Source organism: Fructilactobacillus florum 8D (assembly GCF_000512295.1).
Classification (GTDB): Bacteria; Bacillota; Bacilli; order Lactobacillales; family Lactobacillaceae; genus Fructilactobacillus; species Fructilactobacillus florum.
The window spans coordinates 33988-60443 of record NZ_ALXG01000013.1 but is presented as its reverse complement, the minus strand read 5'-3'; the positions used below and the strand labels follow the sequence as shown (position 1 = coordinate 60443).

21 protein-coding genes are annotated in these 26456 nt (G+C 42.7%); 10 read left to right on the top strand and 11 right to left on the bottom strand.

Going from position 1 to position 26456, the window contains the following annotated elements:
• Nucleotides 1-98: 98 nt before the first annotated feature.
• Together coaA and helD are read right to left on the bottom strand one after the other, a co-directional pair.
• Nucleotides 99-1013, bottom strand: coding sequence for a type I pantothenate kinase (gene coaA / locus B808_RS01390; RefSeq protein WP_009166868.1), 915 nt, complete (start codon nucleotides 1011-1013; stop codon nucleotides 99-101).
• 3 nt (nucleotides 1014-1016) lie between these two features.
• Nucleotides 1017-3326, bottom strand: a complete 2310-nt coding sequence (gene helD / locus B808_RS01385) for an RNA polymerase recycling motor HelD (RefSeq protein ID WP_009166869.1) — start codon at nucleotides 3324-3326, stop codon at nucleotides 1017-1019.
• Between the two features lie 132 nt (nucleotides 3327-3458).
• Here helD and B808_RS01380 point away from each other — a divergent pair, with 132 nt between their 5' ends.
• The 4 genes from B808_RS01380 to B808_RS01365 all read left to right on the top strand — a co-directional run bounded on the left by B808_RS01380 (nucleotide 3459) and on the right by B808_RS01365 (nucleotide 7722).
• Nucleotides 3459-4121 carry a histidine phosphatase family protein gene (locus B808_RS01380; RefSeq protein ID WP_009166870.1) on the top strand — a complete coding sequence of 221 codons (663 nt, stop codon included), beginning with the start codon at nucleotides 3459-3461 and terminating at the stop codon, nucleotides 4119-4121.
• Between the two features lie 12 nt (nucleotides 4122-4133).
• Nucleotides 4134-5396, top strand: a complete 1263-nt coding sequence (hflX, locus tag B808_RS01375) for a GTPase HflX (protein WP_009166871.1) — start codon at nucleotides 4134-4136, stop codon at nucleotides 5394-5396.
• Between the two features lie 380 nt (nucleotides 5397-5776).
• Nucleotides 5777-7114, top strand: a complete 1338-nt coding sequence (locus B808_RS01370) for an APC family permease (RefSeq protein ID WP_009166872.1) — start codon at nucleotides 5777-5779, stop codon at nucleotides 7112-7114.
• Between the two features lie 140 nt (nucleotides 7115-7254).
• On the top strand, nucleotides 7255-7722 hold the full coding sequence (locus B808_RS01365; RefSeq protein ID WP_009166873.1) for a GNAT family N-acetyltransferase: 468 nt from the start codon (nucleotides 7255-7257) through the stop codon (nucleotides 7720-7722).
• A gap of 270 nt (nucleotides 7723-7992) precedes the next feature.
• On the opposite strand, the gene B808_RS01360 is transcribed toward B808_RS01365, so the two are convergent.
• Nucleotides 7993-9360, bottom strand: a complete 1368-nt coding sequence (locus tag B808_RS01360; RefSeq protein ID WP_009166874.1) for an amino acid permease — start codon at nucleotides 9358-9360, stop codon at nucleotides 7993-7995.
• A gap of 134 nt (nucleotides 9361-9494) precedes the next feature.
• On the opposite strand from B808_RS01360, the gene B808_RS06520 reads away from it, so the two are divergent.
• The 3 genes from B808_RS06520 to B808_RS01350 all read left to right on the top strand — a co-directional run bounded on the left by B808_RS06520 (nucleotide 9495) and on the right by B808_RS01350 (nucleotide 11679).
• Nucleotides 9495-9647 carry a hypothetical protein gene (locus B808_RS06520; RefSeq protein WP_155830445.1) on the top strand — a complete coding sequence of 51 codons (153 nt, stop codon included), beginning with the start codon at nucleotides 9495-9497 and terminating at the stop codon, nucleotides 9645-9647.
• 313 nt (nucleotides 9648-9960) lie between these two features.
• Nucleotides 9961-10875 (top strand): metal ABC transporter ATP-binding protein, encoded by a 915-nt coding sequence (locus tag B808_RS01355; protein ID WP_009166876.1) that lies wholly within the window; start codon nucleotides 9961-9963, stop codon nucleotides 10873-10875.
• 3 nt (nucleotides 10876-10878) lie between these two features.
• Nucleotides 10879-11679: an ABC transporter permease gene (locus B808_RS01350; protein WP_009166877.1), complete on the top strand. Its 801-nt coding sequence runs from the start codon at nucleotides 10879-10881 to the stop codon at nucleotides 11677-11679.
• Nucleotides 11680-11990: 311 nt separating this feature from the next.
• On the opposite strand, the gene B808_RS01345 is transcribed toward B808_RS01350, so the two are convergent.
• The 7 genes from B808_RS01345 to B808_RS01315 all read right to left on the bottom strand — a co-directional run bounded on the left by B808_RS01345 (nucleotide 11991) and on the right by B808_RS01315 (nucleotide 20942).
• Nucleotides 11991-12245, bottom strand: coding sequence for a CsbD family protein (locus B808_RS01345; RefSeq protein ID WP_009166878.1), 255 nt, complete (start codon nucleotides 12243-12245; stop codon nucleotides 11991-11993).
• Between the two features lie 65 nt (nucleotides 12246-12310).
• Entirely contained in the window at nucleotides 12311-14920 is a 2610-nt protein-coding gene (gene adhE / locus B808_RS01340) for a bifunctional acetaldehyde-CoA/alcohol dehydrogenase (protein ID WP_035421469.1), read from the bottom strand.
• An 83-nt stretch (nucleotides 14921-15003) separates the two neighbouring features.
• Nucleotides 15004-16026, bottom strand: coding sequence for an alcohol dehydrogenase AdhP (adhP, locus tag B808_RS01335; RefSeq protein ID WP_035421467.1), 1023 nt, complete (start codon nucleotides 16024-16026; stop codon nucleotides 15004-15006).
• Nucleotides 16027-16153: 127 nt separating this feature from the next.
• Nucleotides 16154-17572 (bottom strand): basic amino acid/polyamine antiporter, encoded by a 1419-nt coding sequence (locus B808_RS01330; RefSeq protein ID WP_035421465.1) that lies wholly within the window; start codon nucleotides 17570-17572, stop codon nucleotides 16154-16156.
• A gap of 34 nt (nucleotides 17573-17606) precedes the next feature.
• The gene (gene argF, locus B808_RS01325) at nucleotides 17607-18644 is read right to left on the bottom strand and encodes an ornithine carbamoyltransferase (protein ID WP_009166880.1); all 1038 of its coding nucleotides are present in this window, start codon (nucleotides 18642-18644) and stop codon (nucleotides 17607-17609) included.
• A 14-nt stretch (nucleotides 18645-18658) separates the two neighbouring features.
• Complete coding sequence (locus tag B808_RS01320) at nucleotides 18659-19897, bottom strand: arginine deiminase (RefSeq protein ID WP_009166881.1); 1239 nt, start codon at nucleotides 19895-19897, stop codon at nucleotides 18659-18661.
• 145 nt (nucleotides 19898-20042) lie between these two features.
• On the bottom strand, nucleotides 20043-20942 hold the full coding sequence (locus B808_RS01315) for a metal ABC transporter solute-binding protein, Zn/Mn family (protein WP_009166882.1): 900 nt from the start codon (nucleotides 20940-20942) through the stop codon (nucleotides 20043-20045).
• A 162-nt stretch (nucleotides 20943-21104) separates the two neighbouring features.
• Between B808_RS01315 and B808_RS01310 the strand changes: the two genes are divergently transcribed.
• From B808_RS01310 to B808_RS01300, 3 genes are all read left to right on the top strand, one after another.
• The gene (locus B808_RS01310) at nucleotides 21105-21710 is read left to right on the top strand and encodes a TetR/AcrR family transcriptional regulator (protein ID WP_009166883.1); all 606 of its coding nucleotides are present in this window, start codon (nucleotides 21105-21107) and stop codon (nucleotides 21708-21710) included.
• Between the two features lie 78 nt (nucleotides 21711-21788).
• Nucleotides 21789-22787 (top strand): D-2-hydroxyacid dehydrogenase, encoded by a 999-nt coding sequence (locus tag B808_RS01305; RefSeq protein ID WP_009166884.1) that lies wholly within the window; start codon nucleotides 21789-21791, stop codon nucleotides 22785-22787.
• A 132-nt stretch (nucleotides 22788-22919) separates the two neighbouring features.
• Entirely contained in the window at nucleotides 22920-24785 is a 1866-nt protein-coding gene (locus B808_RS01300) for a cation:proton antiporter family protein (RefSeq protein ID WP_009166885.1), read from the top strand.
• Nucleotides 24786-24849: 64 nt separating this feature from the next.
• Here B808_RS01300 and xylB read toward each other — a convergent pair whose 3' ends face one another.
• Nucleotides 24850-26352: a xylulokinase gene (xylB, locus tag B808_RS01295; RefSeq protein ID WP_009166886.1), complete on the bottom strand. Its 1503-nt coding sequence runs from the start codon at nucleotides 26350-26352 to the stop codon at nucleotides 24850-24852.
• Nucleotides 26353-26456: the final 104 nt, after the last annotated feature.

Here is a 26456-nt window from a genome sequence, read left to right as displayed (position 1 = left end):
TTTACATTTGTAAACTATACAAGTAAAATGACTGCTAACTTTTCATAAAAAAAACGCCAGAATCAAATTGCAATTCAAGCGTTTTTAACCTTCTAAATTTAGTATTGACGTAGGTACAAGCGATCGATTCGATGTTGTTCTCCTTTATGAATAATCAAATTAGCACGGGGACGAGTCGGAAGAATATAGCGTTCTAGGTTCGGTAAATTGATGGTTTTCCAAGTCTTAACTGCCATCATCAAAGCCGTCTCTAAATCATACTTAGCATATTGATTAAAATAGTTATTCGGATCAGTAAAGGCAGTTTTCCGTAATTGTTGGAATCGATTTAAGTACCACTGTTTTATCAAGCTCGTATCAGCATCAATATAAATTGAAAAATCAGTAAAATCACTAATAAAGACATTTTGATCTGCTGGTAATTGGAGCGTATTAATCCCTTCCAAAATCAAAATATCTGGATTATTAATTGTCACATGCTGATCAGGAATGATGTCATAACTTTGATGAGAATAAACCGGGGCCTGCACCTGCTGAGCGCCACTTTTAACCTGCTTTAAAAATTCGATTAACGCGGGCATATCATAACTAGCTGGAAAGCCTTTACTAGCAAGCAAGCCGCGCTGTTTCAAGACTTGATTGGGGTACAAAAATCCATCAGTAGTTAGTGACTGGGTTTTCCGATTTGGTAACAGCGTCTCACAGAGATACTGCAATAAGCGTGCCGTTGTTGATTTCCCAACCGCCACGCTCCCAGAAATCCCCACAATAAAAGGGATATGGGGTGGTTGTTCCTGCAAAAACTCAGCACGCGTAATCTCTGCTTGACGTTGACTATTAACCGTTAAATTTAGTAAGTATACCAACGGTAAGTAGACCTGTTGCACATCAGTCACATCGATCTGGTCATTAAAGGCTTTTAAGCGATCTAACTGCTCACTACTAATCGGATTAATATCTGCTGGGTACAAACTATTCCATTTTTGTTTAGTGTAACTATTAAAATTTTGCATCAATTACTCCCTTACTAGCTGATAATCATCTGGATTAACTTGGGAAAAAGCGGGCGCTGGAGTCCCTACAGAGATAATGGTCAGTTGGTGCATGGCTCGCGTGCACATCGTATAGACTAGTTCATTAGTGCTCTGGTTAGGATAATTTTCTTGCGATACGTTCCATAACATAACCTGATCAAATTCTAATCCCTTAGCGAGATAAGCTGGAATTACCAGTATCCCCCGCGTCAGTCGTTGATTTTCCGTTTGAATCAATCGGACGGTTTGCCCGCAAGCTTCAAGCTGATCACGGACCACGTGAGCTTCCTCAAGTGTCTTAGTGATAATTGCTGTGGTCCCCTGTAACTTAGTTTGTAACTCATTAGCCAAAAATTGGTAGGCCGCTGTCGCCGATTTAACTTGCTGGATAACGGGAAGGGGGCCGCGACGAGCAAACGATTCGATCGTCGCTCCCGTTGTTAGTAATTGTTTGCTAAAGTTGGTAATTTCTGTGGTAGAACGATATGATTTTTGCAGGTTGATCATTCGAGTGGTGGCGGGATCAAAAAGTTGGCTCAATTCTCGGCTCCAGGCAGGGGCACTTTCATGCGTAAAAATAGCCTGATTGAGGTCACCCAAAAGCGTAAACTTAGCCCGTGGAAAATTCCATTGTAAATAGGCCAACTGGAACCCGGTATAATCTTGTGCCTCATCGATAAACAGAAATCGCATCTGAGGGTCTGGATGTTTGCCAAGTGCTAAATCAAACAGCGCCAAATAAATGGAAACATCACTCAAACTAATCTTACCAGCTTTAAAATCGCGAACCGTTGTCGTTACAGCTTGCTGCCACCTAGGCGCATCTAACCCCACCGTTGCAAGAGAAACTAGTTTTGGCACCGCCTGCAAAAAATCAATGAATTGCTGATTAATATTGAAGAACCGGTTGCGTTTAATCTGATTACGGACCTTTTGAAAAGTCTCTCGTACCAGTTTTCGGGCTAAAAATTGATACTGTTGCTGCTCTGTTTGTAAGGGGGTTGGCGCCGTGGCAGTGAGCTGCTCGATTTCTTCGCGTGAAAAGTTTTGAATTTTTTCATCAACCCACCGCTTCTTCATCTCACTTTGAATGTGGCGATTAACAATTTTTAATAGCTCTGATTTGGTGGCTTCCAACCGATTGTGCAGGTTATAGTTTTGGTTAAAATGATAATAAATTTCTGTAATTTGCTCCTTACTGATCAAAACCTGACCCCGGAAGAGAATGTTTTTAAAATCCATTCCAGCTTGATTGAGCTGCTCTGCATACTGTTGCAATAACTTAAAAAAGTTGAGACTATTCTTAAAATCTGTCACTGCTGCTCGTTGTGGGTTCAAATTGTTCAGGAATCTTGCTTCTAATGTTTCGATTGTCAAACGTGGAACTCGCCGACTTAAAAACTGATAATAAGTCATCTGCACCATATTTTGTTCCCCCAGTTCTGGGAGAACCTGGCTAATGTAGTCGTTGAACAGTTGATTAGGTGAAAATAGGATTAGCTGACCGGGCGTTAAATTGCCTCGATAACGATACAATAAGAAAGCAACCCGCTGAAGCACCGCTGCTGTTTTTCCAGAGCCCGCCGCTCCTTGAACAATTAAGAGCTCCGACTTCGTATCCCGAATAATCGTGTTTTGTTCCTGCTGAATGGTCGCAACAATGCTCTTCATCTTTGGGTTTGATTGTTGTTGTAAGTTCTCAAGGAGCACGCGATCTCCCACCGCTTCTTCAGTATCAAAGACCAGTTTGACCTGAGAACCAACTACCTGCAATTCTCGTTTGAGTTGCACGTTAACCTTTCGCGACCCCATCGGGGCTTCATAGGTCATCGTGCCCATTCCGCTATCATAGTAAACACTACAAATAGGAGCGCGCCAATCATAGATTAAATAATTATCTGCATTATCCAATGCGGCAAACGAAGCTAACCCGATGTAGATCTTTTCTAGAGCAGCATCCTTCCCCTCGGTTAAGTCAACCCTAGCAAAATAGGCATTTTGTTCCAGTCGTTGTAAGGTCTTCAAATCCCGAGTGGCGGTCTGCCAACGGTTTTGATGCTGGGTCAGTAACTGTTGCTGTTGGCGAACTGATACTCCCGTTTCCATCTGACCTTCATAAGTACTGGTTTTTACCCGCACATCATCATAAAAGTTACTTTCAAGGTCTTTTTGTTTTGCCTTAGACTTTTTAATCGTATCACCAAGCTGTTCTTGGGCAACTGCCAATTGTCCTCTGACAAAATCAAGCCGTTTTTGTTCTATTTTGTATTGATTCGCGGTTCTCTGATCCATTATGTAGCTTCCCTCCCAATAACTAAACTTGACTAGTAATTTTACCATAAATAACTCGCAATAACGACCTTTCCAGGACAGAGACGTAGTATGATAGAATCAAACTAGTTTATCTCCAGGAGGATTATCGCAGTGGCAACTACCAATCTCTATTTCGTCCGACACGGACAAACCCAGTTAAATCGATATCATCGCCTCCAAGGGTGGGCCGATTCCGATTTAACCTCCCAGGGAATCGCGGATGCAAATCAAGCTGGGCTAGAACTTGCTCAAATCAATTTTACCCAGGCGTTTAGCAGTGATACCATCAGAGCTCAACACACCGCTAACTTGATTCTAGCAGCTAATCAAGTATCATCCATTACTGTGGCTGAACCCCAAGCCGCACTAAGAGAAGAAAATTTTGGTTTCTTTGAAGGCAATGATGCGGGTCAAACTTGGAACATCATCGGTGGTCCGCATAATGCGGTAACCTATGGCGAACTAATTCGTCAATTTTCAATTGAAAAAACCCGTGACATGATTGCAGCAGCAGACCCTTATGGTGACGCAGAAACTGATCAACAATTCTGGGATCGCTTACAACCAATCCTTGATCACATTAGTGCACACGCACCGGCTAATAGTAACATTCTAGTAGCCTCACATGGAACTTTAATTCGTAGCCTTGTTAGCAAATATAGCGATCATGATATTACCGCTCCCATTCGCAACGGTAGTCTCACAAAAATCACTGTTACTGATCGTCAGTACCAAGTTGCTTGGTATAACCAGAGCAGCTTGCCGACTGACTAGAAGGGAGCCTCCTTGGAACAAAATATCAATACGATTATTATCGGACTTAATCTGGATCAAGCCGATTTTAATTATTCAATGGAAGAACTGGAGCAACTTACCACCGCTAATCATTTAAAAACCGTGGGTAAGGTAACACAAAAACTTCCCCATCCAGAAGCGGCAACCTACTTTGGCAAGGGGAAAGTCGAAGAAGTGGCTCAACTAGTAGTTACCACCAACGCCAGCACCATTATCGCTAACGACGAACTCAGTCCTAGTCAGATTCGCAACCTTGAAAAAGCTACTAATGCAACTGTTATGGATCGAACAGGACTGATCTTGGAAATCTTCGCTACCAGGGCTCACACTCGGGAAGCAAAATTACAAGTAGAGTTGGCTAAATTAAAATACCAGTTACCACGTCTGCGAACCGGAGCCAGTCAACACCTTGACCAGCAATCAGCTGGGGGCGGGCTCGCCAACCGGGGAACCGGAGAAACAAAATTAGAATTAAACCGGCGAACGATCGAACATCAGATTAACCACGTTCGCCATGAACTCAAGGAAAGCGAACAATCCCACGCCACTCAACGAAAGCGCCGCGCCGAAAGTCATCTCAAAACCGTCGCGTTAGTTGGTTATACTAATGCTGGTAAATCAACCATCATGAATCAACTCGTGCAACGTTTTGGCGAAAATGAAGACAAACAAGTCTTTGTTAAAAATATGTTATTTGCGACTTTAGATACTAGCGTACGTAAGTTAGAGCTTCCTGGACACCGTAGTTGCTTGCTCAGTGACACAGTTGGGTTTGTTAGTAAACTACCGCACCAACTGGTCGCCGCTTTTCAAAGCACTCTTTCAGAAGCAGCTCAAGCTGACCTGCTCCTCCAAGTCGTTGATTATTCAGATCCTAATCAAGCCCTGATGATGGAAACTACGAATGCCACACTGCAAGAAATTGGCGTCCCAGAACTTCCTATGATTACCGTCTTTAATAAAGCCGATCTCGCTGGGACTGCTTACCCCATTCGGACGGGGCATGAGATCATTATTTCCGCTAAAGATGAGCATTCCATCGATCTCTTGGTGGAGACCATCACCACTCAATTATTTGCCGACGAAGTAGTTAAATCATTTACCATTCCGTTTGCTGATGGAGCCGTCGTTGAATCCCTCAACCGTCAATTCGCCGTCCAACAAACGGACTACACTGAAGCTGGAACAGTTCTAACAGTCCGGCTCCCCCAGGCAGCAGTAGGTCGTTACCAAAAATATTTAACCAGTAATTAAAATTAACGTTTGACATTTCAATTTAAAGTGATTAGAATACAATTACTACTTGAAGAAGAAATCTAAGCGTTGCTTCAAAGAGAGTCTGATGTATTCTGTAATTCAGATGTTGTTGCTTAGTTAGCCGCTTCAGGGTTTAGCTTAATACCGATAAAAGTGCTTCCAGACTGCAGCTGGAAGAAACTGGGTGGAACCGCGCACTCGCGTCCCTGACATTGATTTGTCAGGGACTTTTTTAATTTTTTATCGGGATTAACTTTCTTTAGTCATAATTAGCTATCAAGGTGCTTTGAAACTTTTTCAAAGAATTTGGGTGGAACCGCGCGCTTGCGTCCCTGGCAGTAATTTGTCAGGGACTTTTTTATTTAGGAGGAATTATCATGAAATCACCAGGAAATTCAGAACAGGTTGAACTAAATCGTTCCCTTGGACTGTGGTCAGCATTGTCACTAGTGATTGGAACTATTATTGGAGTTGGCATCTTTGTCCGCCAAGCTGCAGTTATTAATGAAGCTGGTTCCGCCAAAGCTGCCTTATTGGCATGGCTTGCTGGTGGGTTACTAACCCTAGCTGCTGGGCTTACGATTGCAGAAATTGCTTCGCAAAATCCAAGTACCGGAGGACTCTATGCATACATGGAACAAATCTACAACCAGTTTTGGGGCTTTCTCTCTGGCTGGATGCAGATCATTGTCTATGGACCAGCCATGATTGCCGCCCTTGGTTCTTATCTAGCCGTCCTAGTGGGTGATTTTTTCAATACTGCTCCCATCTGGCACCTGCCAATTGCACTTGGATCTGTTTGTCTGGTAGGTATCCTCAATATGTTCCCCAATCGTTATGGGGGGGCATTTGCCATCATCACCACGATTTGTAAACTAGTTCCCGTTGCCGCCCTCATCATTTTTGGTCTCTTTTTTGGTCGCGCAGATGCCTTTTCTAGCAGTATCCAGGGGCTTCAGACCACGGCCGGGGGCTTTGGGGTAGCAATGCTCGCCACTTTATTTGCTTTCGATGGTTGGATTTTAGTTGCCAACCTTGGCGGCGAAATTAAAAATCCCAGAAAAATGTTGCCACGAGCCATTACGCTTGGAATCTTAACTGTCATGGGAATCTATCTTTTGGTTTCTTATGGGGTATTAAAAAGTATCGGTGCCCAAAAAGTTCACGACCTAGGAACGGCTGCCATTCCTTACATTGCGCAAAAAGACTTCGGGCAAATCGGTGGTAAAATCCTCAGTATTGGGATTATCATCTCTATTATTGGTTGTATGAATGGTAAAATTATGACTTTCCCCCGCATTATGTATGCAATGGCCAAACAGGATCAGCTTCCATGGTCGAAAAAGTTGGCCTATCTCAACCGCAAAACGCGCACCCCAATTTTTTCAATCATTGCGGTCATCGTGATTGCTGGGCTCATGATTGTTTTGACTAATCCGGACCGCATCTCAGAACTTTGCATTTTCACCATCTATTGTTTCTATGTCATGGCGTTTGTAGGGCTCTTTCTCTTGCGACGCCGAAATCCAAACCAACCACGGGTCTTCTCTGTTCCGTTATTCCCACTTACTCCCCTATTAGCAATTGCTGGGTCGTTGTTTGTGATTGGCTCAGAGATTTTATCTGATCCGATCGGTGTCATCGTATCGCTCAGCATCGTGGCAGTTGGCTGTCCCGTCTATTACTTTAAAGTGATGCGCAAGCACCATAACTAATGCTAAGTCCTCAATCCTCAGAACAATTAAGGAGCGAGGGCTTTTTAGTTCGTAGCGACCTCGTCTAAAGCTGGGCGTGAGCTTGTTTAAATTTTAAATTCTGTTAAACTACTTAAATATTCGCCCACTAGGAGGATTTTATGAAATTAGTGACAGATACTGCCCCTTTCAGCTCACAACTTCAAGCCTATCGCATCACCAATCCTGAATTCACTACTCCACCAATTACTGCGATTGAAAGGGCACATCGCGATCAAAACCAACATCCGGTGCTACTAATCAACGATGCTAACGAAGTCTGCACTTTTTTAATGCTCGATACTGACTCCACTAAAGATAAGTACACAGAAAATCCACATAGTATTTTATTAAAAAGCTTTTCCACAAACGAACGTTTTTTAAGACACGGCTACGCCCAAGCCACCTTAGATTTATTGCCAGGCTATCTTAGCACTAATTATCCGACCATTACTGAGTTAGTCTTAGGGGTAAATCAGCGTAACCAAGCCGCACAACATCTTTATCAAAAGGCTGGTTTTACAAAAACAGGTCAAGTCATTTCTGGTCCAAATGGTCCCCTTCTTGTCTTCACCAAATCGCTGAGCTAACTTGTTGGTAATTAAAACCAGCTGATTGCATGACCAGCTACCAACCACCCTCTCCATACTAAAAAGCATCCGTTCAATCATGAACGCATGCTTTTTAATTTGAATTAAGTTGTTTTAGTACGGTTTACGCTGGTTGTGAATCAACCCGTTGGTTAATCAACGTTGTTATAACAACAACCAGCTAGTGCTTACCACTTTTATCCCTTTTGTAGTGGCATTTTTCTAAATTAATGTTGGGATTTAAAATTTAACTTACCCATCTCGGATTATTTAGCTGATTTTCTCTGTTTGTTTCTTTTTATTCCAGTATCGGTAACCAACGACCAACGCCATAAAGAAAATCACTGTCGCAATTACTGAGATCCGCGTAGCTTGATCAAAGAGGAGCACGATTAAGATTGCCACGTAGAAGGCAATGGTGACATAACTGGTAATTGGAAACCAGGGCATTGCAAACGTTGCCGGTTGTCCGACCGTCGCTTGTTTAAATTTGATGTGGGTCAACATAATAATCAACCACACAAAAATAAAACTAATTGTTGCGACTCCCGTAATTAACACAAAAATCTTGCTAGGGAAAAAGTAGTTTAATAAGACAATGCCCAAAAAGACCACAGAAGAAACCAAAATACCCACGTATGGAACGTTGGCACGCGATAATTTGCTAAATACTTTGGGAGCCTGACCGTTACGGCCTAAAATATACAACGTCCGCGACGTGGAAAAGATCGCCGAATTAGCTGCCGACAATGCTGCCGTTAAAACCACAAAATTAATCAAATTAGCTGCAAATTTAATCCCCAATCCCGAAAAAATTTGAACAAACGGCGACTGATTGGGATTAATTTCATTCCATGGATAGACCGACATGATTACAATCATTGACCCGACGTAAAAAAGTAGAATTCGAACAGGAACCGAATTAATTGCTTTGGGAATATCAGTTTGTGGATCCCGGGTTTCTCCGGCCGTTAATCCGACCATTTCAATCCCCGTAAAGGCAAAAATCACCATGGGAAAGGCCAGAATGAATCCCCAAACGCCGGTCGCAAAAAAGCCCCCGTGACTCACTAAATTAGTCAATGAAGCGGTATTCCCTTGGGTATGAAAACCGACAGCAATCATCCAGACTCCCGCTACAATTAGCGCCAAAATTGCAAAAATCTTAATACTAGAAAAAGCCGACTCGAGCTCACCAAACCATGCCACGTTGATCAAGTTAAAAGTCACTAAAATTGCCACAACAATCAGAGGTGTTACCCACTGCGGAAGTGCTGGAAACCAGAAACGGAGATAGATCCCAGAAGCCGTTAAATCGGCCATTGCCAAACTAGCCCAGCTCAGCCAGTACGCCCAACCAATCGCAAATTCCCAGCGATCACCTAAGTATTCGCGCACAAAATCAATAAAAGAATGTAAGTGCAGATCTGACAAGAGTAATTCTCCGACTGCCCGCATCATTAAGTATGAGAAAATCCCGGTAATCAGATAAGCCACAATCAGCGCCGGACCAGCTGATTTAATCGCCGTCCCAGAACCCAAAAACAGTCCGGTTCCGATCGCCCCTCCAATTGCAATCATTTGTACGTGTCGCGAGGTTAAACCGCGCTTTAAATCCTGCTGCTGTTTTGCCACCATTTCCATCACCTTTCTTTAACAAACTAATGATTTTCGTAAAATAAGTATAGCGGTAATCTTATCAATTTATAAAAATCTAGTCAAACAGACAAAACCTAGTGTAACTGCTAGAATGTGACTAGGGAGGTGTCCATGTGCATAAACTAAGAACAATTCTATTGATTACCGCGTTTATTTTAATTTTGATCTGTATGACCGCACTTTCGATGTACTCAAAGCAGCGACACCCTCAAGTAACAGGAAGTTGGCTGGCTACTACTACACTGGTTTGTAACCAACCCGGATAGCTTAAGCCCCAACCAAAAAGAGCAGTCTTTCGACTGCTCTTTTATCGATGAAAATTTTCACAGGGTTACCATGTTTATAAATCATGGAAAACTGAATCCTGTTCGTTGTCGGTTGCTATTACCCTTAAACCTTGCTAATTTATTTAGCTCTTCAGCCTCTTTAGCAAGTAAAGCATTCTTTTCAGAAGCTTTTAAATTGTATTTAGAGATCGTCTTGTAAACTGCCAATTATTTTTAAAATCCATTCGTCATATTTATCATCTCTTTTATTTATTATAATTATGGTATAATAATTTCTTTAGGAGATGCTTCGATGAATGAAAATTTTATTAAGCTAAAAAAAGCAAACTTGGGTTATGGTCATGATGAAAAACATATCGTTTTAAATGATATCAATATTGATTTTTTACCTGGAACAATCACAGCAATTGTTGGTCCTAATGGCGCTGGAAAATCTACTCTTATAAATTCCATTGTTGGGGTTTTGCCACCCCTATCTGGAAAAATTGAATTTAAGGTTACAAATGATTTAAATCAGCCAAATTTTAATAAAGTAGGGTTTTGTCCTCAAGTACCACTAATTGATTGGTTTACTAGTGTTAAAAACAACGTTATTCTGGGACCGCTCCTATCCGGAAAAACCCTTAAAAAAAGCCGTAAATTAAGTATTAGTGCTATGAAACAAATGCAGATTTATGATTTAAGGAATCGACCAATGGATCATATTTCCGGAGGTCAACAGCAAAGAGTGCAGATTGCAAGAGAGTTGGCTAAAAATCCCGACGTCTTTATATTAGATGAACCAACTACGGGGTTAGATGTTTATTCATCGGAAAAACTATTTAAATTTTTAAAAACAAAATCGATTGCAGGATCAATCGTAATCATTTCAAGTCATGACCTAACAATTGTTGAAGAATATGCTGATAAAATCGTTTTAATTGGAAATAATAAAGTAAAATTTAATGGGTTAATGAGCGAGTTTATTCAAAAAGGTGCTCGCAATAAGTTGGTAGAAATCACACCTAAATCTGGTAATTTTAGTCAGGTGGTTAAACAATCAGTTAGTACTTTTAAAGAATCTGACAATGGTAACCTAATTATTAACTTTAGTGAATTTGAAAAATTTATGAATGTAGCTGAAAAAAATAATGAAGTTATTGATTATATTAGTATGCAGCAAAAAAGTCTACGCGATATTTATCTAGATATGAGTTTGGAGAAGTGAGCGATGGATCCATTAAATTTTAAAAAACAATCCATTGGTTTTAGGGGAGCATTTATTGTTATGTACAATGAAATTAATGCTTTCTTCTCTAATCTTGGTGGATTAATTTCAATGACGATGCAACCAATCCTTTTTTTTGCATTTCTGGTTATGGGATTAAATTCAACGACTAATAATTTTAATTACCATGGCATAATTATTTCATATGCATCATACGCTTCTATTGGTGTAGTCGGTTTAATTATGACAACTCAGATGTCGCAAGCTGTTTATCGAAGCACTGTGGACAAACAATTCGGATTAATGGCCATTAAATTTATGAATGGGGTTAGACCATTTCAATATATTTTAGGGATGAGTGTTTTCCCAATATTTGGTTATTTATATCAATGTTTGATCCTTTATTTATTGTTAATCGTATTTAAGATAAAGGGATTGGTAGTCTTATTCCCGATAGCCATCTTGGTGGGAATTATAATGTTGTTATTTTGGAGTTCCTTGGGAATAATTTGTAGTTGCCTGTTTAAAAATTATCAACAACGGGATATCTTCATTCAATTAGTATTCACCCCCATCGCATTTACTGCCCCTTCTTTTTATCTTGACGGTCATGGACCTCTATATCTAAAAATACTAGCAAATATAAATCCAATGACCTACCAGTTACGTGCTTTGCGATCGATTATATATAGAATCCCTGATATTACTACAATAATAACTTCCCTACTGCTAACCATACTTGTTGTTATTTTAACAGCTTTCTTACTTGATAAAATTCAGCTTACTTTACAGGAAAAAATTTAAAGCAGTTCCGCTGGCCTTGTTTGTTGGGCTGGTTCCTTAGATTACAGGTCACAAGCTTGTTCACATTGCAGAATCATTACTAATGATTAATTATTCACTTTGGTCAGCGAATTTTCTTTAGATTTAGAAGCATCGTCCTCTATGTCTTTCGAGTTCAAACCAAAAAGGCCTAATCACGAAATAATTAGAACCTTAATATTAAATTTACCAACCACAGTTAACAAAAAATCATAAAAAAGCGCTAATCATCCTGTGATTAGCGCTTTAATTTTTAATTTAAAGATCTTATTTAACAAAGTGACTTATTGATCTTAGTCGGTTAAATCGGATTTAATATCATTAATCTTATCTTTAACATTTCCTTTTTCTTCATCGAAATCACCAGCTAGTTTCTGAGCTGGATCATCCTTCAGCGTCCCTTCAACCTGTTCAGCTTTACCTTTGAACTGATCACCCAAACCGTCCAGTTTGTCAACTAAATAGTCAATCCCGTCAGAATCTTTCACGAGCGCGTATCCTAAGATAACATTGGCAGCTAAGCTAAAACCTAGTAATAAATTTTTCATGGTAAAACCTCCTATAATTTAATTAAGTTAAATGTAACACAATCAATCATCAGGCGCAATGACAATTAATCGGCATTATCAGCGGATGACTCGACACCCGTACCGTGATATTCAGCTTGAATTATTTGTCGCAAGTCTTCGATCAATGGCTCTTTCGGATTTGCCGTTGTACATTGATCACCATACGCTAGTTCTGCCAGTCGTTGGGAGCGTTTTTCAAGCTCTGCTTCATTAACTCCCTGCGCCTCAAGACTCAGCGTTATCCCAACTGAATGTGCCAATTCGATAAAGCGATGCACAAGCGCTTCTTTTAATTCTTCATTAGTTTGCCCCGGTAACCCTAGATAGCGAGCAATCATGGCGTAATCTTGATCTGCTCGAAACGATTCATATTTAGGCCAAGTTGCAATTTTCTTTGGTTGTTTAAAATTGTAGCGAATTACATGCGGCAACGTGATGGCAATCGCAATTCCATGGGTAATCCCAAATTCTCCGCCAATTTTATGGGCAATCGAATGGGTGATTCCCAAAAAGGCATTGGCAAATGCCATCCCAGCAATTGTTGACGCCGTATGCATTTCAGCACGGGCATGTTGATCCCCATGGTAGGCAGCCGTTAAATTGTCAAAAATCAGTTTGATAGCTTGCAACGACAACGGTCTAGTATAGTCAGAAGCCATCGTTGAAACATAGGATTCAATGGCATGAGTTAGGGCATCGAGTCCCGAAGCCGCGACGGTACCCTGCGGTACACTCATTACAAATTGTGGATCGACAATGGCAACATCTGGTGTCAATGCATAATCAGCTAATGGGTATTTGACATGGTGTTGCTCGTCAGTAATAACCGAAAACGGCGTAACTTCTGATCCGGTTCCCGAAGTACTAGGAATAGCAACCATCTGCGATTTACGCGGTTTTTCAAACCGATAAACCCGTTTTCTGATATCAAGAAATTTTTGGCGGGCGCCAAAGAAATCGGTGTCTGGTTGTTCATAGATCAACCACATCATTTTAGCCGCATCAAGTGGTGACCCACCTCCAAGCGCAATGATCGTGTCCGGCTGAAAGGCCTGCATTTGCGTAACCCCGGCCTGTATCATTTCTAGGTTAGGTTCGCCGTGAATATCATCAAAAATGTAGTACTGAACCTGATTTTGACGGGCATTTAGTTCATCTAAAACCTTGTCAACATAATGATACTTAACCATTGAAGGACTGGTAACAATAAACGCTTTAGTGATATTAGGCATGTCTTTAAGATAACGAACCGAGTTTTTTTCAAAATAGATTCGTGGTAGTTTAATCCACTGCATATTATTCCTTCGCTTAGCAATTGTTTTGATGTTCAACAAATCCATGTCGGTCACATTATGCGAAATCGAATTTTCGCCCCATGAACCTGTCCCAAGGGTTAGTGACGGAGTCATATTATTGTAAAGATTTCCGATACCTCCTAACCCCGAGGGCGAGTTCACGATTACTCGCGAAGCTTTGACTGCTACCCCAAATTTGGTGGCCAGCTCATCATCGCTAGTCTGAATAGCAGCGGTATGCCCCAAACCACCGTATTCCAACAATTTTTCTACTTTCGCAATGGCATCGTTTTGATCAGTTGCCGTATAAACCGAAATCACTGGTGACAACTTTTCTCCAGACATTGGATAATCTGGTCCAATACCAGTCATTTCAACTGCTAACACCTGAGTATCCACAGGAATCTTGAGATTAGCTAATTCAGCAATCTGCTGTGCTGTGGCTCCGGCAATGGGGCCCTTGACACTCAGTCGCTCCGGATCAAACATCGCTTCCGTTAGTTGCTGTTGTTCAGCCTGCGGAACAAAATAAACTCGATTTTTTTCTAATTCGGCTTTAACTGCCGAATAAATCTGCTGATCAATTACCGCACTGTTCTCAGTGGCACAAATCATTCCATTATCAAAGGTTTTTGACAAAACCAAATCATTAACTGCTCGCAAAATGTTAGCGGTTTTTTCAATATACACCGGACCATTTCCAGGACCGACTCCTAAGGCTGGTTTCCCCGTCGAGTAAGCGGCCTTCACCAATCCTGGTCCCCCGGTCGCCAAGGTACAAGCGACGTGGGGATGATTGATCAGATAATTCGTTGCTTCCCGGCTGGGTTTAGTAATCCACTGAATGGCATCTGCAGGTGCTCCAGCTGCCACTGCTGCATCACGAACAATTTTTGCTGCCTTGATTGACGACTGCAAAGCTTGCGGATGAAACGAAAAAATAATGGTGTTTCTGGTTTTCATGGCAATAATTGCCTTAAAGAGGGTCGTCGAAGTTGGATTAGTAACCGGCGTGATTCCAGCAATCACTCCCAGTGGTTCAGCGACCTGCTGATAATCTTCCTCAGGATTATCATTGATTACGCCCACGGTTTTATCATTGCGAATACTATGCCAAATTTCTTCTGTTGCAAACAAATTTTTGATAGCCTTATCTTCTGCAACTCCGCGGCCAGTTTCTTCATATGCCAACTGACCAAGCATTTGATGGGCATCCACCCCTGCCATAACCATGGCTTGAGTGATTTTGTCAACCTTCGCTTGATCAAATTGACTCATTGTATCCAACGCTGCCTGTGATTTTTTAACTAGTTCATCGATCGTTTGTGCGACCTGATTAGTTTGAGTTTCACGTTTCATAGTGTAGCTCCTTTAAATAGATTTTGTTCAACAATTCACATATGTGTTAAAAATAAAAGCGGTTCCTGACCGCTCCGCAAAGATTAATGCGTAAAGTCGAAGACGACCCGTCCAACAATTTTACCAGCCTTCATCTTGTCAATTACCTGATTAATATGCTCCAATTTATCCGTTCGAACGATCGGTTCCACGGCGTGCTCGGCGCCAAATAAAAAGGTTTCACGTAAATCTTCGCGCGTCCCGACTAGCGAACCCGCTACTTTGATTCCATCAAGCACCGCACTGGTAATATTAAGCCCCATTTCCCCCTTAGGTAAGGCTACCGCCACCAGAGTTCCAGCTGGAGCCAAGGCTTTTACGGCATTTGTAAATGCCTGTGAACTAACTGCAGTGACCACAGCCACTTGAACGCCCCCATTTGTCTGGGCAAGCAACTGCTCAGTTGCATCATCATCATGGCGATTAATGAGAACATCAGCACCATGTTCCTTGGCAGCAGCCAGTTTTTCTGGGTCACCATCCGTTACCACTACTCGGGCCTTAAACACATTTTTGGCTAGTTGAACTGCCAAATTGCCTAGACCCCCGGCGCCAACAATTTCAACCCAGTCACCTGGTTTAGTGTGTCCTTCCTTGAGCGCTTTATAAGTTGTCACGCCTGCACAAGTAAGTGACGTTGCCTGAACGGGATCCAGCTCTGCGGGAACTTTTACCGCGTACTTAGCATCAACAATGCAGGCTTCCGCCATCGCCCCGTCCACGCTAAAGCCAGCATTTTTAACCTGCCGACACAGGGTTTCATTACCGGTAACACAATATTTACAAGTTCCATCTGCAGAGTAAAACCATGCAATTGAAACGCGATCGCCAACCTTTAGATTTGTAACTTCCTCACCAATCTGGGTCACCTTACCAACCCCTTCATGACCGATAATTCGACCAGGAACTGCTCCAAAATCACCGGCAGCCACGTGCAAATCGGTGTGACAAAGACCGCAATATTCAACCTTCACAAGGGCTTCATAGGGCTTGATTGGTCGTAACGAGACATCCTTGATGTCCACATATCCATCTGAATTTTCCCGCACAACTGCTGCTTTTACCATTATCGTTCCTCCTAAAGCTAGTTTCAAAATAAAATTTCACTTGTTAAAACATTCACATTTACAAGAATAATAATAACACCTTTGGAATTGTTTGCATACCCGGTGTTATTTTCTTAAACTTTTTTTATTAATTTAGCACAATTCTTCCGTTTACTAATGCCACCATTGCCAGTAACGCCGCTAGTGTAATGATTATCATAACTAACCATTCAAAGCTTGTCAGCTGCCGATGTTGCTCATGAGCTGCCCACCAATAAAAGACAAAACCCAAGACATATGCAATTGAACACAGCCAGAGGTACTGGAGCCCGGCAAAGATAATCCCAAGCACTTCAAATCCCAGTGCCACTATTCCGGGAACCATAAGCTTCAGCGAGTGTTGGGCCCAGCCAACTTTGATTTGGTAAGCTCCGACCAAGGCGTAACAAACTACAATGGCAGCCGTACAAAAGGAAATCGCCACTTGGTAAGCTTGATTAGTAAAAAGGAGCGAAACTAAAAACAACTGTAGTAACACTTGGGTTAACCACAGGGAATTAGCGGGCGCTCTATGCCGATTTAAACGACCAAACCACTGGGGCAAGAGATGTTCGTTGGCCATCTGACTGGTTGCCTCCACTGGTAATAGCGTCCAGGATAGCCAAGTTCCCATTACTGTCAAAATCAAAGAAATGCTGACAAACGCTCCACCCACAGGACCAAGCATTTGTTCCACCACATAGGTTAGGGCTGGATTGCCAACGTGTGCCAATTGGGCTTGCGTCAGATATCCATACGGTAACATCGAAATGACCACGTTCAAAATCAATAAGGAGATAAACCCAATAATAGTTGCTCGACTAGCATCCGTGCGACGGCGCGCACGATTAGCCATCATCGTAGCACCCTCAATTCCAATGAAAATCCACATCATGATCATAATACAGTGCTTAATTTGCTGGAAAATCCCACTAGGGGTGGCGACTGAATAGGTAAAATTGCTGCTAAAATTTTGCCAAAAATGAGCAGTAAAAATACCGGCATTAAAGGTAACGAGCCCCAAAAGAATGAAAGCCACCAAGGGAACTAACTTTACGATCGTCACAATGGAATTAATAAAAGCCGCATTTTCAACCCCGTTAACTACCAACCAGGTCAATAGCCATGAAATAATCGATGCGGTAATGATGGCTGGTCCAGAATTCCCTGATTTAAATACCGGTAAAAAGTAGCCGAGAGCCGACATCATCATCGTAGCAAAGGCAATGTTTCCAATCCAAGCTGACAGCCAGTAACCCCAACCAGATAAGAAGCCCGCAAAATTACCAAATCCTGCTTTGGCATAGTCAGAAATTCCCGTTAGTTCTGGATGGGTTTCACTCAATGACTTTAAGCTGAGGGCTAATCCCAAGATTCCAATCCCGACAATCAACCAGGCTAATAATGCTGGCCCCGGCGTAGCAACCGCTGCCAATTGCTGACTAGCGTTGTAAATCCCAGCGCCAATGCTCGAACTAATCACTAACATGATTAGTCCCACCAAAGAAACGCCGCCTTTTCTATTCATTAGTTAAAAATCCTTCCCAAATAAGCGCTTCGATTCAAAATAAGGTTAAATCGCCGAGCGTTGCCGCCATGATCGCCATAATTGCCGGTTTCCGGTTGCCCGCTTCTTGAAACTGCCGGGCGTACTTACTACGAAAAACCGTATCGGTAACCTCCAAAGCCGGACCATCTAAACCATGACATTGACTGGCAACCTGGGCAGCCGTAGTCGTATTGCCATCATGAAAAGCCGGCAAACAATGCATGAAGATCAACTGGTCAGTGGGTGTCTTAGTTTTTTCAAGTAAGGCCGAGTTAACCTGATAGGGACGCAACAAATCAATCCGTGCTTGCCAATTATGTTCACCCATGGAAACCCACACATCAGTGTAGATGACGTTAGCTGCTCGCACCCCTTTCTCAATATCTGCGGTTACTAGTGGTCGGGCTCCGCTTTGTTGCGCCAATGTCTGTGCTTTTTGCTGCACAGCCGCGCTCGGCTGCAAGGCGGGAGGCGCGACGATGTGAACGTTAACCCCCAGCATCGAACCAGTTACCAACAACGAGTTCGCCACATTATTCCGCCCGTCACCAACGTAAGCCAGATTAATTCCACGCAAATGCCCAAAATTTTCCTTAATCGTCAAAAAATCAGCGATCATCTGCGTTGGATGCCACTCGTTTGACAAACCGTTCCAAACCGGAACTTGGGCGGCAGTGGCCAACGTTTCTAAATCTTGCTGGGCAAATCCGCGATACTCGATCCCGTCTGCCAATTCACCAAAAACTCGACCGCTGTCTTCAATCGATTCCTTCGTTCCAAACTGGCTGGAGGTTGGATCGATGTAAGCCACGTGGGCCCCCATTTCAGCGCCACCAAGTTCAAATGATAACCGCGTTCTAGTGGAAGTTTTTTGAAACAGTAAAATCAGCGACTTATCATGCAGGTATTGAGGCACCCTTCCGTGTTGTTGCTTTTCCTGCTTCAACTGGCTAGCAAATTCAATTAAAGCTTCCAGTTGGGCGGGTGTAAAATCAACTTCCTTTAAAAAAGAGCGACCCTGCAAACCTTTTAATTTATTTAGCACTGTCATCAATTTGTCTCCTGTTAGTTTGCTAGCGGAGCTCGGCGAATCGGTTGTGACATGCACCGCGCTCCGCCACGTCCTCTTGATAATTCTGATGAGTGAATTTCATACACTTGGAGTCCATGCTGCCGCATCAATTCCACTGAAACGTGATTACGATCGTACGTAATTACTTCTCCAGGAGCAATCGCTAGGTTGTTAGAACCATCATTCCATTGTTCTCGTGCTGCCACTACTGGATCACCATTTCCGGTTTCCATCACATCAATTTCTGACAAATCCAACACTTCTTTCAACGTCGCCGCCAGGTCAGTTCGATGCAACAGCCGCAATTCTCCATGTGCTCCTGGTTCTAAAATATTAATGTTCAGCTCACCTGCCTCATTCATGATTCCTGGATAGACGGTAAATTGATCATAATTTACCATTGTAAAAACCGTATCAAGATGCATCATGGCATGATTATGCGGAATTTCAACGGCTACCACTCGGTCAAAGTGTGAATGAGGATTCGTAAATAATTCTCGCGCTAACTTTTCAATTGACCGCGTTGAGGTTCTTTGCGAGACTCCAATGGCTAAAACATGATCACTCAACACTAACTCATCGCCCCCCTCTAGGCGAGCATCGCCCGTCCGTCCCTGCCAGAGATCGACTTTTCCAGCAAACCGGGGATGATATTGAATAATGTATTGTGAAATCAAAGATTCTGGTTGCCGAGCGGCAAAACTCATACGATTAATCGTCAACCCCGTTCCCATCATTGCCTGCGGATCCCTTGTAAAGTAGGCATTCGGAAGTGGGTCAAGGATAAAGGGATTGGCAGCGTCGGAACCAGCCACATCATGTAAAGAAGGCCGCTTAAAACTTACCTGGTTGCGGCGGACGCCTGCATAAATCGTCGCCACCAGATCTGCCGGTGCCAAAGTATGAAAGTAAGTCATCAAATCATGCGCTGCTGACCCAGTATAATAATGTTCTCGCAAATAATCGGTTAGAAATGCATCTAAAACCTGCTCATCTTGAAAAATATCTTCCAATAATTGCTCAACATAGACCGTCTCAACCCCGTGTTTGCGGAGAGTCTGTGCAAAGTAATCATGTTCTGCAGCCGCAATCTTTTGGTAAGGAACATCATCAAAAAGCATGCGCTCCATCGTCTGTGGTGTAATATTCTCAACCTCTTGCCCTGGTCGATGTAATAACACCGATTGTAAGCGTCCAATTTCTGAGTTGACTTGAATCGCATTGTTTTCCATGATTTAAATCCTTTCCATCCTACTTCGTTTGAGGCTTGCTGATTTAATCTCTATCGCTATTATACAAGAATTACCCACAACAATTTACCGACAGTCAACAATTAATTAAAAAAAGACTTCGCAGTCCTGCGAAATCTTTGGTCGATTAGCCTTGTTCCTGTTTTTGCACCGCCAAAACTTGTTGGTAAATTCCCGTCATCCACTCAGCATAAGTTTGCTTTGGGGGCACGGTCTCCGTAATTTTGATCACCGGAACCTGGTGCTTTTTCGCTAGAGATACCATTTGACGAACCACTTTGCTATCATTTTGAGTATTGTCTACAAAAAACGCGACCTCCCGTTTTTCCAACGACGCACGCAAATCACGCACTGCTTTAGGACTCGGATCAACTTCTTTATCGATTGCATTCGCGAAACTAGCATTTGCGACTTGATAACCCATATATTTTAAAGCGTCATTAAATACCGGCTCACTCACTGCCACTTTCTGATTCAGCTGCTTAGTAGCCAGATTAGTTCGCGCTTGGTCAGCTAGATTCGTTACCGCAGCATACTTCTTTTGTTGAGCCGCTGCATTCTTTTGAAACTGTTTTTGTTGCTTGGGACGCAAATTGCGCGCCTGCTGTTCAATCTGTGTAATCATTTTTCGTGGCATTCTTGGATCAAAAAACAAGTGCTCGTTCTCACCATCGTGGCGATCTAAAACGTGGGCTGCCACCACTTGGGGCTGTTTTTGAGCAAGCTTCGCCATCCAATCATCGTAACCAATCCCATTCCAAATCAACAGATCGGCCTGTTCAACCGTATGTGCCGTTTCGGTTCCTGGTTCAAAATCGTGAGGATCAGTCGTTCCTTGCACGATGGCCGTCGCTTTTCCCTCCTGACCCAGTACTCCTTGTGCTAATTGGGCATAAACATTTGTCGAAGCAACCACTTTTAATTGGTGGTGCTGGCTACTAGCTGGTTGCTTTTTTTTACAACCAGCTAATAACAGGGGAATGAGTAAAAGGGTCCCGATCAAAACCCAGCGTCGTGTTTGTTTCATTGCGTTTCCTCCTAATCCGTGCTAACTTAAAATTGTCGAAAGTATTAAACCAGCGTTGAATTCAACTATCAAAGCATAACACTGTTACGTAACTCTTGACAACTATTTCTTTGAAAGGAGTCGCTTATCACTAATCATCATGAGCAACTAGCCACCAAACAGGTGCTACTTGAAGCCGCCACGACGGTTTTTTTAACAAAGGGCTTTGACAATGCCACTATTCGCGAAATTTGTCGCAAGGCAAATCGCACCACTGGAGCCTTTTATCAGCATTTTCAATCCAAAAACGAACTCCTGAAAATTATCCTGAGCCCACTGTTCACAGCCCTTACTAACAGCTACAAGCAGCAGCTTCAGCAGGGACTTGCCGCTATTAACAAAGTCAAGATCGGTCAAATCTGGCAGGAGTATTTGTTGAATCTTGACCCTCTGATTACAATCATCTATGCCCACCCACAAAAACGAGCATTACTCCTATTTGATGCAGCCGGTTCCCAGTACAGTGATTTAGCCGAACTGACCACCCGGTACTTCACCCAACAATTTATTGAACTGATCAATGTTATGCAGCAACAGCACGTGATTCCCTTTGAATTTCAGTTCAATTACCAAGAACTCCACTTCCGAGTCTTTGCTTTTTTTGCAACTGTCTGTGACATCCTCAAACATAACTATCAGGAAGCAGAAACCAAGGCGCTCTGTCGGGGACTCTACCAATTTTTTTATCCCGGATGGCTTACCTGGTTACAAATCAAACAGCCAGGATAACAGTGCTATCATTTTCAAAAATGCCGAAAAAGATTTATTTTTAAAATGGTATAATTAGTTTTGAAGGGGGAGTTTATTATGAAAATCATTGCTTACGGAATCAGAGACGATGAAACACCTTATTTAGAAGAATGGGCCACCCGTCATCCAGAAGTATCAGTTGCTAAAGAAACAGAGCTTTTAGATGAAACCAGTGTCGCTAAAACTGCCGGTTATGATGGGGTCGTTGCTTATCAACAAAAACCATATACAGCGACGGTTCTCGACCGACTTGCTAGCAACGGGGTCAAAGTTCTATCATTGCGAAACGTGGGGGTCGATAATATCGATCGACAAGCCGTTAAACGAAATCATCTACGGGTAACAAATGTCCCAGCCTACTCACCAGCTGCCATTGCTGAGCTAGCTGTTACTGATATGATGCGTCTCTTACGTCATTCCAAACGATTTGAAAGTAAACAACGCCAAGGAGACTTAACGTGGGCACCAGACATTGCTGAAGAAATGAATCAGCAAACGGTGGGAATTTACGCCACCGGTCGGATTGGACGGACCGTTGTCCAGATTGTTCAAGGATTTGGGGCGCGGGTCATCGCCTACGATCCTTATCCTAATGCTGAACTACAAAAGGCGGGAATCTATGTTGAGACCCCTGACGAGTTGTTTGCCCAATCTGATATCTTGACGTTACACGCACCTGCCTTAGCTGCAAATGATCATCTCATTGATGACGAAGCCATTGCCAAGATGAAACCCGGGATCAAAATTATTAACGCTGCCCGCGGGAGCCTCATTGATACGGACGCTCTGATCCGTGGACTTGACAGTGGTCAGGTTAGTGGTGCCGCTCTGGATGTTTACGAGGACGAGGTTGGCATTTTCAATACCAAATTTGCTAACTTTGACGCAATTCCTGATGATCGCTTAAAAAATCTTATGCAACGAGATAATGTATTAGTGACGCCCCACGTGGCTTTTTACACAAAAGTGGCCGTTAAAAATATGGTTCAATATGCTTTAGATGCCAATCTATCAATTCTGACAACTGGCGCTTCTGATAAAGAAGTCCAGCTATAACTTTCCATTAAACAAAAAACAAGCACTGCTTTTCGCAGTGCTTGTTTTTTTAGTAATAACGACTGCGTTCCATCGACAAACCCCGAAAAAACGGTTATGATAACAACCGTTATGCACTTAGAGGAGGCTTATATGCAACAGTTATCAATCGTTATCATCTTATTGGCAGCCCTAATTACACCGCTATTATTAAACCGTTTTCAGATTTCAGCCCTCCCAACCTCTGTCGTTGAAATTTTGGTTGGAATTGCTTTGGGCCCTAGTTTATTAAATCTAATTCAAAATGATGGGATTTTAAAAGCACTCTCTGGAATTGGCGTAATTGTTTTACTATTTTTGAGTGGCTTAGAAATTGACTTCGGCATTTTTCGACCCGGGTCCAAAAATCCTTCCCAACTTGAACAAAAACAGCGAGCCGCTGCTTCCAAATACTCTCCCCTCAAACTTGCGGGAGCTGGTTATTTCTCAATTATGGTTCTCTCCCTACTGTTAGGCTTTATCATGAAATTGACCGGACTGTTTAACGATCTTTGGCTCGCCGCCATTCTCTTTATGACGGTTTCTCTTGGGGTAGTTATCTCCGCACTAAAAGAAAGAGACACGCTTGGAACCAGTTTTGGTCAAATAATTTTGTTGATATCGGCGTTAGGAGAAATTGTTCCTATTATTGGTCTGACCATTTATGCTTCTTTATTTGGTACCAATTCCAAATCACTGTGGCTGACCCTAATTGTCTTTGCAGTTGCCGGCTTACTCTTGTACCGGTTTCGTAATTTCTTCAAACATCTCGACCAAATCAACAAATCCACCACTCAAGTCGACGTTCGCCTCGCCTTTTTCATGATTGCCCTCCTGTCACTTATCGCAGTAAGTGTCGGTTCTGAAGCCGTTCTTGGCGCCTTTGTTGGGGGAATGGTTTATAAATTACTCCAGCCATCTGAGAGCACGCGTGAAAAATTAGATTCGATTGGTTATGGATTCTTTATCCCCATTTTCTTCATTATGAGTGGCGTCGGACTTAATCTCCGCCAGTTACTCAGCACACCAAGTACGCTCCTGTTGATTCCATTGATTCTAGCCGGCTATCTCATTGCTAAACTAATGTTGTATCCCATTCTACGCCTGCGATTTAATCGTAAAAACGCTTTAGCCGGAACCGCCCTTCCCATGGCCACCATTACAATGGTGCTAGCCATCCTAAACGTGGCAGCAGAACTCAAGGTAATCACTCCCCAACAATCAGGTGATTTTTTATTGGCAGCGATTATTACTTGTGTTGTGGGTCCCCTAACCTTCAATCACTTTTTCAATCCTGCCAAGGATATCTATCACAACATCAAACTCAATATTTTTGGCGTAAACATCGTAACGATTCCCTTAGATCAACAACTAAGTCGTAGCTGGTATGATGTCATGGTTTACACCGCCAATCCCAAAAGCTATGAATCCTTTAATAGTGAAGCCAACGTCAGCTTATTACCAACGCTCGATGCCGAATACTTGAGTGACCACGGCTATTTTGATTGTGATATTGCACTTTTTGCTTATCTTGATGCTGAAAAAAACTACCAATTAGCTAAAGCAGCTAAACGTTACGGCGTGAAACGGGTAATTGCTCGCTTTGAAGATCGTAATGTTAAGAATTCACATGAAAAGGAATTAACCAGTCTTGGCGTCGAGGTTTATAACACCTTCTCGATTAGTATTGCCATGCTGCGCGAACTGATTGAAGTTCCTTCGACCTTTAACATGATTAAATCAAACGAAACGGTAATCCATGAAGTTACGCTGAAGAACCAAAACTACATTGGAATTCCCCTGCGTCAGCTCCCATTTATCGATCAAATTACGATCAATCGGATTTTTCGCAAGGGCAAAATTGTCCAGCCCACGGGCGATACGACTCTACAGCTTAATGATCGGATCATTTTTTCAACAGCTAGCCCGCACCGATCTGAAAGTAATCGGATTCGAAGTGAAATTGCTAAATTAAATTAACCAAAATAAAAGTCACGTCCACTGGTAACTGCCAGCGAGCGTGACTTTTTGTTTGCAATCTTAATTAGGCTTGAAACCGTTGTAGTGCCCGTGAAACATCTTTTGTCGCTGGATAGATTGCTTGATAGCTCTGATATAGTTCATCATATTTAGCCACGTTGAGTGGATTAGGTTGATAAACTCGCTGCGTGGTTACAAACACCTCAGCACAAGCTTGAAAATCAGGGAACCAACCGAGACCAACCGCAGCTAACATCGCTGCTCCTAAACCGGGTCCTTGTTCATTTGCGAGCTTAGTGACCGGGGTATTAAAAATATCTGCTTGCAGTTGCAGCCAGAAATCACTTTTGGCACCGCCACCAATGGCAACCACCGTATCAAAATCTGATTGCTGGCTACGATAGATATTTAACAGATCCCGAAAACTAAAAGTAATGCCTTCAATCACCGCACGGGTAAAGTCTGCGCGTTGCTGGCGAGCATCGACACCAATGAAGCTTCCCCGAATGTTGGCATCTGCATACGGTGCTCGTTCCCCAACAATGTAAGGCGTGAACAACAACCCATGAGCTCCTTTTGGTGCTTGGGCCGCTGTCTCAATCATCTCATCAAAGGATTGATCCTCGCAAAAGGTTCGATGATACCAACTCAATGAATATCCGGCTGCCAAGGTAACGCCCATCGAATAATATGCATTCGGGATCACGTGGTCCTCCAACTGGACTTGTCCCTGATACTCGTCATTTGGTTGAGCTTCATATTTTAAAATTACTCCCGATGTTCCAATGCTGGAAAGAACCTTATTCGGGGTCAAGATGCCGGCTCCTAAAGCTCCACAAGCATTATCAGCTCCACCTGCAAAAACGACCGTCTGTTGTGAAAGTCCCGAAAATTCTGCGTACTGAGCAGTAATTGTGCCAACTTTTTCTCCCGACGGTACCAATGGTGGCAAAATCCGCTTGGGGATACCACAGGCATCGCAAATAACATCACTCCATTGGTTAGTATGCAAGTCGAGCAGCGTCGTCCCGGTTGCATCCGAATAATCAATCCCCAACGTTCCCGTCATTCGATACCGAACATAATCCTTTGGCGTCAAAAAGAGTTCTGCTTGCTTCCAAATTTCCGGTTCATTTTCTTTAACCCACATTAACTTGGGTAACGTAAACCCTTCAAGGGGACGATTTCCTGTAATCTTAACAAATTGATCGCCTAACAGCTGATCAATTTCGGCACACTGTTTGGTGGTTCGAGTATCATTCCACAAAATAGCGGGTCGCAGCACTTGGTATTGCTTATCCAAAAGCACCAAACCGTGCATTTGACCGGAATAACTAATCCCTTCGATATCTTCAGGACGGATTTGATCATCAAGAATTAACCGAACAATCGCAACGGTCGTGGACATCACCCAGTCATTGGGGTTCTGCTCACTATAACCTGGTTGCGGTTGATTTAGTGGGTAGTCAAACGATTGCTGGGCTAGAATGGTTCCGGCTCGCGTTACTGCAGATACCTTTACGGCACTTGTTCCTAAATCTACTCCTAAAACACACTTGGTGGTCATTCGTCATCCTCCTGAGCTACGCTCGGCTACTGATTTTATATTGGTTACTTGGTTTAATTATAGTAAAAAAAGAGCCGTAGCCCAACCAAAAAAGTAACTAGCGC

Excerpts from the sequence above, each read along its gene's own strand:
- xylB (WP_009166886.1), bottom strand. The coding sequence starts at position 26,352 with ATGACCACCAAGTGTGTTTTAGGAGTAGATTTAGGAACAAGTGCCGTA.
- B808_RS01370 (WP_009166872.1), top strand. The coding sequence starts at position 5,777 with ATGAAATCACCAGGAAATTCAGAACAGGTTGAACTAAATCGTTCCCTT.
- B808_RS01355 (WP_009166876.1), top strand. The coding sequence starts at position 9,961 with ATGAATGAAAATTTTATTAAGCTAAAAAAAGCAAACTTGGGTTATGGT.
- B808_RS01315 (WP_009166882.1), bottom strand. The coding sequence starts at position 20,942 with ATGAAACAAACACGACGCTGGGTTTTGATCGGGACCCTTTTACTCATT.
- B808_RS01305 (WP_009166884.1), top strand. The coding sequence starts at position 21,789 with ATGAAAATCATTGCTTACGGAATCAGAGACGATGAAACACCTTATTTA.
- helD (WP_009166869.1), bottom strand. The coding sequence starts at position 3,326 with ATGGATCAGAGAACCGCGAATCAATACAAAATAGAACAAAAACGGCTT.
- coaA (WP_009166868.1), bottom strand. The coding sequence starts at position 1,013 with ATGCAAAATTTTAATAGTTACACTAAACAAAAATGGAATAGTTTGTAC.
- adhE (WP_035421469.1), bottom strand. The coding sequence starts at position 14,920 with ATGAAACGTGAAACTCAAACTAATCAGGTCGCACAAACGATCGATGAA.
- B808_RS01365 (WP_009166873.1), top strand. The coding sequence starts at position 7,255 with ATGAAATTAGTGACAGATACTGCCCCTTTCAGCTCACAACTTCAAGCC.
- argF (WP_009166880.1), bottom strand. The coding sequence starts at position 18,644 with ATGACAGTGCTAAATAAATTAAAAGGTTTGCAGGGTCGCTCTTTTTTA.
- adhP (WP_035421467.1), bottom strand. The coding sequence starts at position 16,026 with ATGGTAAAAGCAGCAGTTGTGCGGGAAAATTCAGATGGATATGTGGAC.
- B808_RS01350 (WP_009166877.1), top strand. The coding sequence starts at position 10,879 with ATGGATCCATTAAATTTTAAAAAACAATCCATTGGTTTTAGGGGAGCA.
- B808_RS01330 (WP_035421465.1), bottom strand. The coding sequence starts at position 17,572 with ATGAATAGAAAAGGCGGCGTTTCTTTGGTGGGACTAATCATGTTAGTG.
- B808_RS01320 (WP_009166881.1), bottom strand. The coding sequence starts at position 19,897 with ATGGAAAACAATGCGATTCAAGTCAACTCAGAAATTGGACGCTTACAA.
- B808_RS01360 (WP_009166874.1), bottom strand. The coding sequence starts at position 9,360 with ATGGTGGCAAAACAGCAGCAGGATTTAAAGCGCGGTTTAACCTCGCGA.
- B808_RS01300 (WP_009166885.1), top strand. The coding sequence starts at position 22,920 with ATGCAACAGTTATCAATCGTTATCATCTTATTGGCAGCCCTAATTACA.
- B808_RS01345 (WP_009166878.1), bottom strand. The coding sequence starts at position 12,245 with ATGAAAAATTTATTACTAGGTTTTAGCTTAGCTGCCAATGTTATCTTA.